Raw genomic sequence first — 13,186 nt, forward strand, 5'->3', positions numbered from 1 at the left:
TCCTATATCTTCGCCAGAACATCTGTAAAGATCTCATAGTTCTTCTTAACACCGTCGTCGAGGTCAATCATGATGTTTTGGTCGGCGAGGTGGTGCACCTTTTCCTCATATACGCCAATTTCTCGTGACTGCTCTGTCAGCTTATCCTGCTGTTTTAGCAGTCTTGCACGGTCAGCTCCTGTTGCAGAGGTTAAGGCAGTGGTGATATGGACAAGCTGTGTGCGATAACGCTCTTGTTGTTCGTGAACATAATCTGTCCGCAGTTTGGCGAGCAAGTCACGAGAATAGCGGTGTAAGTAAATAAGAGCCTTGAAGCCGTTCTTTTTTCCGCTGTCAAACAGCCAGTAAATCGGTCGTTTCTGATAAATCTTGCAATGTTCTGAGTAAAAGTCGTTCAGGAAGTAGTTTCGAATGACCTCGCGCGGCGTACCCTTACCGCCGATCGCCTCGGCGATAAACTTAAGGTTCTCATCCAGGGTTTCCGCACCGTAGACCACACGCACAAAGTCCACAAACCGCCCCACGATGTCGTCATCAAAATACTCGTCGTCGCAAATCGGGATGATATTATCCTTGTCAGGGATAAATGTTCTATACTTGCCCGCGTCCCAGTGCCCGCCACCATAGACAAGCCCCTCTGCATCAAGCGAGTACCGTCCAAACATACAACCCACGGCATAACTGACAAAACTTCGAACCTCACGTCCTAAGTCAGCGCGACGCACAGTCACGTCTTTGTCCTCAACCTCGGGTGCGAGTTCATCCTGCAAGCCGTAGATGTCGATAAATATACGATTGATTTCTTCCTCGTTGGCTTTGAGCTTTTCGAACCGTTCAGCTGCCTTATGCTTCCATTTGTCAAACGCCGCCGCAACCGTCCGCTCGCCACAGACGAGCGGGTGACAGACAAAGTCCCATGATGTTTCAGTACTGTCGTAATCGTTTTTGACGAAGGTCTTGTTATTGCAAACTAATCTGAGAATCGAATCAGCCAAAGCGATATCATGAATCAACGGCATAGATTTAACAGTGCCAACTTCGTAGTTCAAAGTTTGGCTTAACACATTCATTAGGAACTGCATCACCACTGAGTTAGTAAAGCCTAGCAAGTACATTAAGTCAGCACCTTTGCTGAAAATTGAGCAACCTGCAACATCAAAAGCTGAACCTATTGGTACATAACGCATCGAGAAGCTTCCACTCGTAACTTTTGACCAAGTAATGCTTTCCTTAAAATAGAACTCCTTTGACGGTAAGTGGTTACCGACCGTTTGGAGATTGCAGTAGCTTGGGTAGTCAAAACGAATCACCCATTCTTGTTTAAAATACCACCGTTGAAATGAACCGCCTTTGTTATACGGGATATATTTATTTTTACTGTCGAAAAACTCATTTATGTTATTGTGGCTTATTCCTATATCATTACGTTTTACTTCAAACCACAGACGCAAAAACTTTTCGTTGTCACCAGTTGCCAATCCTTGACGCGGAAAATATATATCATCAATTAACTTATTCTCCGAAAATAGCCTAAAAACACTCTCTCCTGCCCAATACGCCACAGGGCTGCCCGGTATTTTTGCAAAATTATCTTCGCAAACTATATAAGGATGTTCAATTTCATGGAAATACGCACTTTCCTTATCAAAGGCTTGAGGATATTTACTTGTTAAATCTAAATATTTTCCATAATATTCTTGTATTCCATTATTAAATATTGTAAATGCCACCGCTTGCGCGACTTTCGAGTTTATGTCGGGGAAACTATTATACCCAATATGCACTAACGAGGAAATCGTATTTATTCCAATAATTCTTTTTCGTAATATCTCATAACTTGATAAAAACATCCAAGACTGCATTGTTACCATGCTGCAATAGCCGTTATGCTTCGTGAACACCTCGCATCGTTCTATAAATGCGGCGAATAGGTCGCTTTTGCTGTTGGGGTATTCATTCTTAAGAAAATTTGCAAGCATCGCCGCGACGTCAGAAGAACCACGATACGGTGGGTTGGTCACAACCACGTCGTACTTCTGCGCGAGCAGTCTGCGAAAGTTCCAAACGTTAAGCTTCGTTTCATAGCTGTCGTCAAACAGCATCATTTGTTGACCTTTCGATAACTCCGGCATCGGTTCGAGTTTATCCACTCGAACGAGCGAGCCGTATTCCATTCCGTACGCATAGCCTGTCGGTTCATACACCTGTGGGCGTACGCCGACGGTCAGAATCCTGCGGTTGTACTGCCGAGCTTTCATCATAAGCGAGAAATAGGCAAGCTGGTAGGCCCTACGGTCAATATCCAGACCGTAAAGATTCTTTTCGAGTATCAGCTTAGCTGCATCGCGCTCAGAATAACCCTCGGAGGTGTAAATCTGCATCAGCACATCAAAGGTGTACACCAAAATATGACCACTACCCATACAGGGATCTATTACCTTAATGTCTTCCGGCGATTTCACCGCATTCTCCGTGCGTAGAATGCGTAACCGCTCCGCGACCTCCGGCGTTTGCTCTGCCTCGTCGAGGTAGTATTTCCAACACTCACGAAGTCTACTGTTTGGGTGAGATTCCAGCCACAGCCTCCCCAGCGAGTTCTCTACCATATATCGCACAATCCAATCCGGTGTGAAAAGCTGCGTCGCGGCGGGAATATTCTCTTTTGTAATCTTAACGTTCTTCTTCAAGCCGTCGAAGACTTCCTGCTTCGGCTCTGTGTTGTAATACTGATATAGCCACCCAATGATTTGCACCGCGTCGTGGAAGTCTTCTTCGGGTATGTCGGTCACAAGTCGCCCAAGCACTCCATCCAGTTTTAGGATGTTGTTAGGTAGGAGCATCTCAGTGTAGCTTCCCAATTTTTCAAACATCTCCGGTAATGCTTCGTTTAATGAGTTGCATTGTGTCAGTAGAAGGTAGCGGTAAAGTTCATCAGTCTTGTTATCGTGTATCAGTTCAGACACCTTCGATTTATCTAAGCCGTCCAAGTCAAGGTGCAAAACATCTTTTAGGATTTCGGGGCTGAAGCCCCCACTCGCATCTGAAAACACGCGAACATGGGTCGGAAGATAGTCGTTGACTTCCATAAAACGAAGTGCAACAAAACGGTTAAACCAAATGTAAGCTACTTCCTCAACTGCTTGCTGATAGCCGTGGTCTTTTATTTGCGCGACAAAAGCTGCGCGTTGCCGCTTCTCGTCTGCGGACAGTACGCGCCCGGCGATAACTGCGGCATTCCCGTCGCCGTAGCCCTTGTCGTTGATACCATATTGGTAGGCGCGCTGCTTCACCTGTTCGATGAGTTCATTCCGCGCCCAAACTGCATATTTTTGTATGGCGTTTTTGTTCATATCAAATGCCCTCGCTTAATTTATCTGAATTCCGTCGTTTGCTTTCAACGTGTCATACAGCTTCTTGCGAATCGTTTCAAGGTAGACATCCACATCTTCTTTTGTATTCAGCCGCTTGACAGGGAATACATCATAACGGCGCACATGCACTATATTTTGCTTCTTCGGCTTCTCTTCACCAGGACGCGGTGGAACCTCGTGGAGGATGGATTCAATCCGCTTGCAAACCTGGTCTTTGTAGTTCTGCAATTGGGTTATCATCGCATCAAGCATGGTCAGGCTCGTTGCATCGGTTACTTTCTGCTTGTATTCGCTGAAGCGGTCGTCAGCTTTTCGTACCTCATCGCCCGCGTTGCTTCCAATACCCGCAAGTGTGTGGACGTCACCCATGCACAGAATAATAATACCGCGCACTTCCTCTTTCTTTTGCTCCAAAAGGACCCCATAGGCAGTCTTGATAGACTGCATCAGATCAGAGAGATCTTTGATTCTTGTGTATGGCTTCGCCATACCAAGGATATCGTTAACTTCGCTGATTTTAGAGATAGTATCAGCGTCAGTAACGAAATAGTCCTGTTCATCTTGTAAACTCTTTTGCAATACCCGTGCGGAATCAAAGATAGTCCGCTGGGACTTGAAGAAGTTTTCAATTTCCTCCATATCGTCGGTCGCGTCGAGCAAGTCATCTTGCTTGGCAAGAAGGCGTTTTAAGAGAGCCACATTATCATTTTTCTGTGAGAGGACACCCGCTATCAGGTCGCGGGCGTTTTGCACGACTTCCTTTTGCGGGTAGCGGTCGTGGCTGTATTCGTTGAGCAGAGTTTCGTATCGCCCAAGTTTTGTGGACAGTGTGTCTTTGACAAACGCCACCAAGCCATCTTCATCTTCAGCGATACTCATTTGTCCGAGCCATTCGCGCAAGAACTTGACGGTTTTTCGCATATCGTCCTCAGAGGGAGCGATCCTACGGCTCACACTCGCCTTATCAATTTCAGACTTCACACGGAGGTAGCGGACGAGGTTTTTATCATCCTTGACCACGACCGCACCGCCATAGCGGATTTCTATCTTCTGTGTAATGATAAGCCTTGCCACTAGCGCAGCAATGTCAATTTCTCGCCAACCGTAAGGTATCGCCTGATAGCGGCGCTGCACGTCGCCCATCGACACGGGGACGTGGCTCATGTGGCGTTCCTCAAGCCACTGGCTGACTTCGTTCAGGGCAAACTCATTATTAGTGCCCATTCCGGCAAAACCGCCTTGAAACAGTTCACTATTGAGGATGGTCAGAATATCTGCGTCGCTATCGTAGAAGGTGTTCACGAGGTTCAGCTTGGAGTAGACGCTCTCTATCAATTGTTTCAGAGCTTCGTCCAGCTTGCTCTTAGCATCACCGTATTTTATTTCTATCTTTTCGCCGTATACGAAGAACGCACCACCCACGATGGCTTTATCAATCTGAGCCTTTGCACTCTTTTCCAAAGTAAGGGCCTGTGCCTGACGCTTGCGGATAATATCCTGAATACTCTCCGGCAACTGGGACACGTTCTTCTGCTTAATGTATTTACGAATTTTCGCAGCTGTTTCGAGTTCCTCGAAATACTGGACTTCATTGGACAAAAGGACGATAGCCTCGTTGTTAGCCTGTGAATCCATGATCAGCTTCTGTTCAGAAACATTGTAGTAGTCGCTCGCCACGGTCACGAAACGCAAACGAACCCCGCCCTGTGCTGCACCAACGATGGTTTCGTCGATGTACTGGTCATAAGCGAAGTCATATTTATTGTATTTGTACTTTTTGGATGGATAGAGTTCACTGAAAATTGTCTGACCAATGCTCTGAACGATAGTCGCGCTGTCCACGGAAGTATTGCGGATGTCAATGGCAATATCCTGCTCCTCATCGGTTAGAAACGAGTAGTTGTCGCCATTTCGTGCGACGTAGTTTTGACGCTCCAGGCGCTCCAGAGATTCAGCAATTTCGCGTCTCAAAGTTATCTTATCAGTGCGGATGTCGTCCACCATCAGGATAGCAATATTATCGATGTTAGCCTTGATATCATCAATATAACGAATTAGGTAGAGCAATTTAAGAACGCTCACGTCACGCTGCTCCAAGCCGTCGTGCTTATCTGCTGCAGTCTGGCAGCGGTCGATTACCCGACGTATCGGACTTTCAAGAAAGGTATGCACCGTATCATAGAACTGTGAGAAAGGCACAAGTGCGTTTTCGTCTTTACCCTGTACCTTCTGCGCTGCTTCTTGGAAACCGGAGAGCATGGAACGCTCACCGCCGGATAAGTGCTTGCCCGAATTTCCGTGCTTGCGGATTTCGGCGAGTACTTTCTGAATGATGATGAACTGGTACGGTACAAAGGGATAGGTTGCTGAGAATTCCGCACCGTTGGCATAACCCTTGATGTCTAATACAGCCTCATTAAAAGTAAAAAGGTTTTTTAAGACTGCGTGTTCCTTATCGTAGACCATTTGGAGAAGCTGGTCGGCATCCGGGGTCTTTTCAAGGATACGCTTCTTTATTACCTCATCCACCGAAGCAGAGGATAGCGAAAGACGCGTGTTGAAACGCCCTTGAATTTTCGAGAAATCATCGCCACTTATTTTCACCACTGAGTCGATAGCTTCTTGGCTTGTGACCATCACCCATACTTTACCTCGGCACTTGCTTCCGAGTTCCTCAACGATAGACTGGAGATTAATCATCTGGTTGCCATCATCGCCGATGTACTGGCCAACCTCGTCTACGCAGAACAGAAGTCGGAAGTCCTTACCCTTGGAATCGACGTATTCTTTGATTTCCTCCACGAGTTGCTTAATGCTCATATCCCCGTTTTCTTCGCCGTTGAACCAGTTGCGGGCGGCGGTTTCACTCATGCCTAGAACACTCTGCAGGACGGACACAATATCGTCCTCAAAAAAAGCATAGGAAGCTCTGGATTCTACCCACGGTGCGCCGTTGACTTCCTCAAACTCCTTGCGGAAAGCGTCGGTCTTGCCCCGCATATCCACGAAGCGTTCCAGTTTCGCTATTTTCAAATCCTCGCCGTAAAAGCCGAGGTGGTTATAAAACACCTTGGCAAACACGCGTAGGACTGCGGTTTTGTCTTTGTTAATTGGTCCCTCGATGTCGATGTTAAAGAGAATCGATTCGGTAGGGATATTCGTGCAACGGACAATCGTGGCATACATCATCGGGTCGTCAAACTTGTCCTTGAAGAAGTCCACGGCGTGCCTGCCTGCAACCTCTTGATTGGACAGCAAATAGGACAACATTTTAAGGAAGTGGGATTTACCGCTTCCAAAGAAACCCGAAATCCAGACCCCGATTTTATCTGTCGGGTGGTCGATGGTTTTAGAGTAGTTATTAAAGAAAGTATTGAAATGGCGGCGGAGTTCCTTGGTGATGATATATTCGCCAAGTTCCTGCACGAGACTCTGCTCGTCGTCCTGTGCCACCTTGATAACACCGTTGATATCACGGTTGATGTTCTTTTGGAACATACTCTGAATCTTCATTGCGATTTCCTCCGATCAAAGTAAATTGAAAGCTCTGTAATAGTTTCCATCGTGGAACTTATCAAACAGGCTGAGACTTTGCCCATTAAACTCCCCCGGATAGAACATCACGATCGGTATATCCGAGAATACCTGCTGCATACTATCGAGCATCTTGTGCGACCTCATAAAAGGATACACTTTGCCGATACCCGTAAGGAACAGCACATCACCACGCTTATGTGGCTGATACTTCATCTTGGTAAGGAACGCTTCCTGTGTAGCAATCTTTTGGAGCTGTGCAAGGAGGTATTCCTTGCCTTTCTTTTCTTCCAAAGATGGCACCGTGCCAAGGACACGTTTCTCCTCCAAGATTTCGAGCATAATTTTGTACATATCACGCTCAAGTACCCTGTAGTCATCGGATGGCGTATTTACAAGCCGCTCAATGTAATTACGGACTATGAGCTCGTGTTGAGGCTCGTATTTAAATACATGGATACCCACCTCGTTGGAAAGCCCTTTGTTGGCGAGGAAGTTCGCATCCGAAATGCGTCCTTTAATTCTATCAAGTTTTTGTTTGATGTCTGCCATAGTCACGCTCCTACCTAAAACAGTTGAACGCGGCGAGCGCGGTCAAGTCGTTATTTTCACGGATGCCAGTTTCCAGTTCACTACTTATGAAGATGGGGTTCAGCGTGGTATCCCTGACGCTGTCAAGCATCTCCGTTTCAATCAGGCACTTGGTCAGTACCTGCTTTAATTTCATAGTAGTCTGTTCGCTCCACGCTGCGATGTTATCGTTTTGTTCACGCAGTCGTGAGAAAAATACATTTATGTCTTTCTTGGTATAGGAGAAATCATGCTGTCTAAACTTCTCACCAATGAGATCAACCATAAACTCACGGACAAGGCGATTGTATCGCATCATCGCGTAGAGATTGATTTGCTTAGCCACTTCGGCGGGCGCGTTCGCCAATTCATAAACCAGTTTCTCGTTACCAAGGGCGACAATTCGCTTATAACAGGCGAGAGCGAGCCTTGATACCTCCCTTTCGGTCGGATACTGAAATAGGTTATCGCTTTTTATATGTTCATTTATTTTTTCTATCGACTTTCCCTCAACGTATTGTTTAGAAACAATCCTAATTTCATAGAAGAGAAACTGCTCGGAAGTCAGTCTGCCGCTATATGGCATATTTACATCCATACTATTCAATCACCCACTTTTGCACAGCTTTGCTATTTTATATCCGAGGACTCACCTTTAATAAACCTTAATACAGATTTCTACTTAAACGTTTTATAGATATTTCTGGTTATTTTCAAACACCTTATGCATTTATTGTACTTGATAACTTAGTTATATGTAAAACGGGGTATATGACAATATGTTTATTTGATTTTTGCATCCTTGTCTAATGTTTTAAAAACAAAACTGCATATTTTCTCTATATATTCGTTAAGAATTAAACAGCAAATTTAGAGTAATTAAATACCTTATTAATCTCGTATTTTGAAGTTATTACTTCTGAAGCGCTATACGCTAAATATGATACTTGTTTTTGCGCTTTTCAAATGCTTTGATTCCGCCTTCAAGAATGTCGCAAATATGTTGCTGAATACCCTGTTTATTTAGTATTCCGTCTTCTGTAGTACCGTCAAGTTTATAGATAGGATAATCATTCTCGATAGAGCCAGAGCGATACTCAAATCTCCTAGATTTTTTTTCGGAATCTATTCCGTCTTGATTAGCAACAATGATTTCTTCGGCATCTGCCCCAACAACAATATTTGCGTTATGCGTAACAACGATAATCTGACGATTAACCTTTTTGCGCTTGATAAAAGGTATTAGCTGCTCAAATATAGAACGATTATCGAGGTCATCCTCCGGTTGGTCAATTAAAATTGGACACTCGCTGTCGGCCAAATCTATTAGCAACTGTAACAAAACAAGTGCTTTTTTGCCCGGCGACATCACATCAATCGAATCATTACCCATTTTTACAATATATTTTATGTTATACCAGTCATCTAAAATGTTTCGGAATGCTTGCTCAGGGTCCGCACCTGCTTTAAGTGTTGCCAATTCGCCATTTAGCGTCTTTTTGATTATTGTGGATAACAATTCTTCGGTGTACTTTTCAGCGGTAAAATCATCAACAGTTAGAACTGTGCGATTTTGTGGCGAGGAAGCACGATATAATTCAGACCACTTAGCAAGGAAATCATCTTGCCTAAATGGGATCTGCACATCATATTGTAATCCCGAATCGTCATTTGCTGTATTTTCTTTTATGTTAGCGGCAAAAGCCTCATAAACCGAACGAAGAGAAATATATGAATCTGCAACTTCAACTATTAGAGCATCAAGATTTGTCTGCTCTTCAGATATTGCCGATTCTTTTTCCTCAATTTTCTTTAATTTATCGCCTTCTTTAGTTATTTTTTCAGCAAGTTCCTTAATTCGGTTGCTGCTTTCAATAGTTTCTTTAAGCCCATCTCTTGTTAGAACAGAATCGTCATAAGATTTATTGCTTTCAATTTGCTGTGTTTTTAGTTGTGAAACAATGTTAGCTTTTTGATTATTCCAAGATTCATTTGCCTTTGTAATAATATCGTCAATGAGTGTTTTTATTGCCTGTCTTGTTTCGGCTGAACAGTCTGTGAACTGTTCGCTTTGTTGAACGACAATTGTAGCGTTCTCGACTTTTTCGATTTCTTTACTGAGCTGCTCGATCAACTTCTTTTGAACTTCAATATTGGCAACGGCCTCATCGTATTTCTTAATGTTATCTTCCTTTATGTTTAATTCTTTTGATAAAGTATCTCTTTCTTGACGGAGTTTGCTTAACTCCTGTTCTACTGGTTTTTTCCCTCCGAGCTCAGTAATTTGGTTTGCCAGTTCCTTGATGCGGGAATGTATTCTGATGATTTCAAGGATTTTATTCGTGTTTGAAGATTTGATCGAATCGACGGTAGAAAGCAATTCATCTTTTTTAATACTAAGTTGAATTCCGTTGCCATCTATCCTATCGAGCAACACCTTTTCGATTATTTCATCAATTTCCGTAGTTTCCTGTACTGAATCAGCAAGCCTGTTCAGATAGGTTTGCGGTATATATACGATAGTCTGCCCGTTAGTGCTTTCACCATCAGCCCATTCAACGTTAAGTTTTGATGTATCAATTTCAAGAGTAAGAGGTTTGGTACTTTTATCGCTTTTCCCTTTTCCTGTACTTACCTCGCACTTCTCTTGCACTTGCTTAGGTGCAATGGCACGGGCAAGATTGTGTAAAAGAATAGATTTACCCGTAGATTTTCCACCGATTATACAGTTCAACTTATCGTTAAAAACAATAGGCTCGGTTTGAAAATCATTATCCGTAATTGTTATACTCTCAATTACCTGATAAGGCGACTTTGTTTGCGGTTTTGAATCGGATATGCATACTCGTTCCTCCGGCTCATAAACAATTTGTTTTAAACCATTGAACGTTGGGTCAGCTTTAATCCAACAATAGCGCTGATTGTCAGGCTCAAATAATTTGTCATTCTGATGCGCGTCAGAGCCGTGAATACAAGCCATTAATTTTCCGCATTTTCTCTTTACATCATCAGAGGATACACCCTCTTTTTTACCAATAAAATATTTAGCATCACTGGGATTCGCAGAGAATATTGCATCTGCAAATTTATAAAGCTCTTCTCGCAGAGTGGTCAAATCCGAAGTGTCTGTATTTGTCGAAGGGTTTCCAACGCCAGATGCTCCATCAGTTGATTTGTTTGATATGATAATAAGTGCTTTTTCTCTAAGCTCTTTATCATTGTTAAACAGCTCTTGCATATCACTGAGATTAACAACATATTGTTCTAATGCTTTCTTCTCTGCGCAAAAATCGTCAGTAATGGTTGAATCAATAGCCTTGCCTAACTGAACCAGACTGCTTTTTGTTGCAGAGTATGGCGTATTATTATACTTAAATTTCAAGTTTGAAAAAAACCTATTTTCTATTATATCTGTTGATAATGCAGGGTCAAAAATAACATGAAGGTTTATAGGAGTCTCCGTTGCTGCAGGAAGTATTCTTAACTCTATGTTAGGAAGGATAAGGGGTATTTTTGATGTAATATCTTTATTTGCAATAACCATTTTATAATTTTCTATTGAGAAATAATCAGTTATTCCTATGGCATATATGGCTTTCAACGGGTCATCCATATTTCCTATATAGTCCAATATTGATGTGAAAAAGTTCACCCATTTCTCGCTTATCTTTTCTTCTTCAGGTTTTGAAGGGTCAGCACAGCCAGTGAAACAATCATTTTTTCGTGTAAAAGGTGTATGGATATGTAAATCCCATCTCCGCCATTCAGAACCTCTCTGAAAATCATTCATCTATTCGCCCTCCCGCAATTAGTCAGTTTCAATTTTCTATTCCACGCCCCAATGCCTTAAACACACCGGCTTCTCTCTATACTGTATCTTTTTAATAATCATAGGCTTAGGCCAGCAGAGCACCAGCCAAAAGATTAGCGCCCAGAGTCCAGATCGAGGATAATACGGATTTTGAGTTAACAATCCCCAAATGCTTTGTTTTAGTTTTCATATGCAATCCCTCCCTGTTATCAACATAATCAGCGCTCAGCCAATCATGTAGTAGCCCAATCAAGAAAAAAGCTATGAGCCCTAAAACTATGAGACATATACTCTGCTTCCCCTGCTCTGCAGGCCTAAACCTATTATAGGTGAATATACAAATAACTCTAATCTATATGAACTTAATATTACCTTATCCCTTCCCCAACCTCTCCGCCACTTCCACATCCGCCGGACAAAATTCATATTTCCGCAATTCCTCCGCCCTCACCCACCGTATATCCCAATGAACCATTCTTTGAAGCTCCCCTTCAATAATCCGGCTCTCAAAGAAAGTAAAGCACATCTCTTTCTCCCCATAAGCATACCGGCTCTCCGCAAACACCTCACCAACTTGAATCGTCACACCCAGTTCCTCCTGGCATTCCCGAACCAAACATTCCTCCAAGCTCTCCCCTTCTTCCTGCTTCCCTCCCGGAAATTCCCAAAGCAGCGGACAACTTCCCGTGTTATCCCGCTGACAAATCAAAATCTTATCATCCTGTCGCAGGATCGCTGCGGTGACTTGCGTTACTTTCATTTCATCCATCATCTCAACCCACAATCAATTTATTAGTCTTCTTGATAAACTTCGCCGGTATCGGTTCATGCAGCCGCCAGATAATATTCATCGGTCTGCTGCCCTCATGCTTGACATAATCCGCTAACCCCAGAAACGTATAAGGTGCTGCCCCGGTGGCATCCGATTTATATTCCCGCACAAATAGCAGTACCTTGCTGCCGAATTCTTGATGGTGGATATAACGCTGACCCGTCGGCGAATCTGCCGATGTCGTGCTCTGGCTCTGCCAGTGGAACAAGCGGTCATTGATCGAATAATCATGATAGAGGGTGGTCGGTGAGTAGTCTTTATCCGATTTATTGAGGGTAATAAAGAAAATATACATCTTTAGTTCCTCTATAAGCAAACGAAGCCCGCTCCATTTAATAAAGGAGACGAGCATATCGATTCGGTCACAGGATAGAATTTCTCTTTTCAGTTCAGCAAACATGCTGGGTTCATGGACTGCCCCGGTAAATAAGGAGCTTGCGGCCAGAGATGTAACAGGGCGCACGATCTCTGCCTTGTCATTCAAAGCAAAGATATTGTTTTCTTTATCGAATAAAGCGAATAGCTGTTCAGCCTTTTCATCGACAGATAACGCAGAGAGACTTTCTTGGGCAGTTTGATCGGATACAAGCGCAACAATGTGATTGGCCAGCACTACTTGGTCTTGAATACTGCCGCCATTATCTTTGACATTGGACAGAACCGTTTCCAGGACTTCAGCGAGATATTTTGAGATGATTCTCGGGGCTTCTTCCGGGTCAATTGGTAAGGCCTGAATGACCTTTCCAATGGATGCCGAAAGTTCTTGACGGAGGAGTTTGTTGATCAGTTGTTCATAGAGACCGGACTTTAGCATGGGTTGTCTCCTGTATGGTGATACATTGGGCAGTATTTTTTCTCTATGTAGCTTGGATAAGCTAAAATGGTTAAATTGACCATATAAGCTATAATTCTCCTTTAATCTCTCATTTCCTGTTAATTTTACAAATATAAACTAAATAAATAATAAAATTCATTCCATAATAAAATTACCGTATACCAAATATATACGGTTAAAAAATTTCTTTATATCAACTTCTTTGCTTTGCTCTGATCAAATCTTCACTATAT

At 43.2% G+C, this 13,186-nt stretch carries 6 protein-coding genes and 1 pseudogene; all 7 read right to left on the reverse strand.

Annotated elements, in window-relative coordinates:
• Positions 1–2 precede the first annotated feature (2 nt).
• Positions 3–3,350, reverse strand: coding sequence for a BREX-1 system adenine-specific DNA-methyltransferase PglX (pglX, locus tag LPY66_RS16895; protein ID WP_337985418.1), 3,348 nt, complete (start codon positions 3,348–3,350; stop codon positions 3–5).
• A 15-nt stretch (positions 3,351–3,365) separates the two neighbouring features.
• Positions 3,366–6,884, reverse strand: coding sequence for a BREX system P-loop protein BrxC (gene brxC / locus LPY66_RS16900; protein ID WP_337985419.1), 3,519 nt, complete (start codon positions 6,882–6,884; stop codon positions 3,366–3,368).
• A 15-nt stretch (positions 6,885–6,899) separates the two neighbouring features.
• Positions 6,900–7,457 carry a DUF1788 domain-containing protein gene (locus tag LPY66_RS16905; RefSeq protein WP_337985420.1) on the reverse strand — a complete coding sequence of 186 codons (558 nt, stop codon included), beginning with the start codon at positions 7,455–7,457 and terminating at the stop codon, positions 6,900–6,902.
• A 10-nt stretch (positions 7,458–7,467) separates the two neighbouring features.
• Entirely contained in the window at positions 7,468–8,073 is a 606-nt protein-coding gene (locus LPY66_RS16910; protein ID WP_337985421.1) for a DUF1819 family protein, read from the reverse strand.
• A gap of 336 nt (positions 8,074–8,409) precedes the next feature.
• Positions 8,410–11,265: a TrlF family AAA-like ATPase gene (locus LPY66_RS16915; RefSeq protein ID WP_337985422.1), complete on the reverse strand. Its 2,856-nt coding sequence runs from the start codon at positions 11,263–11,265 to the stop codon at positions 8,410–8,412.
• 394 nt (positions 11,266–11,659) lie between these two features.
• Positions 11,660–12,055, reverse strand: coding sequence for a (deoxy)nucleoside triphosphate pyrophosphohydrolase (locus LPY66_RS16920; protein ID WP_337988124.1), 396 nt, complete (start codon positions 12,053–12,055; stop codon positions 11,660–11,662).
• Positions 12,056–12,059: 4 nt separating this feature from the next.
• Positions 12,060–12,407, reverse strand: a pseudogene (locus tag LPY66_RS21030) (DUF3427 domain-containing protein); the annotation flags it as partial.
• Positions 12,408–13,186 lie beyond the last annotated feature (779 nt).

Source organism: Dehalobacter sp. DCM (assembly GCF_024972775.1).
In the GTDB taxonomy this organism is placed as follows: Bacteria; Bacillota; Desulfitobacteriia; order Desulfitobacteriales; family Syntrophobotulaceae; genus Dehalobacter.

Excerpts from the sequence above, each read along its gene's own strand:
- brxC (WP_337985419.1), bottom strand. The coding sequence starts at position 6,884 with ATGAAGATTCAGAGTATGTTCCAAAAGAACATCAACCGTGATATCAAC.
- pglX (WP_337985418.1), bottom strand. The coding sequence starts at position 3,350 with ATGAACAAAAACGCCATACAAAAATATGCAGTTTGGGCGCGGAATGAA.
- LPY66_RS16910 (WP_337985421.1), bottom strand. The coding sequence starts at position 8,073 with ATGGATGTAAATATGCCATATAGCGGCAGACTGACTTCCGAGCAGTTT.
- LPY66_RS16915 (WP_337985422.1), bottom strand. The coding sequence starts at position 11,265 with ATGAATGATTTTCAGAGAGGTTCTGAATGGCGGAGATGGGATTTACAT.
- LPY66_RS16905 (WP_337985420.1), bottom strand. The coding sequence starts at position 7,457 with ATGGCAGACATCAAACAAAAACTTGATAGAATTAAAGGACGCATTTCG.
- LPY66_RS16920 (WP_337988124.1), bottom strand. The coding sequence starts at position 12,055 with ATGGATGAAATGAAAGTAACGCAAGTCACCGCAGCGATCCTGCGACAG.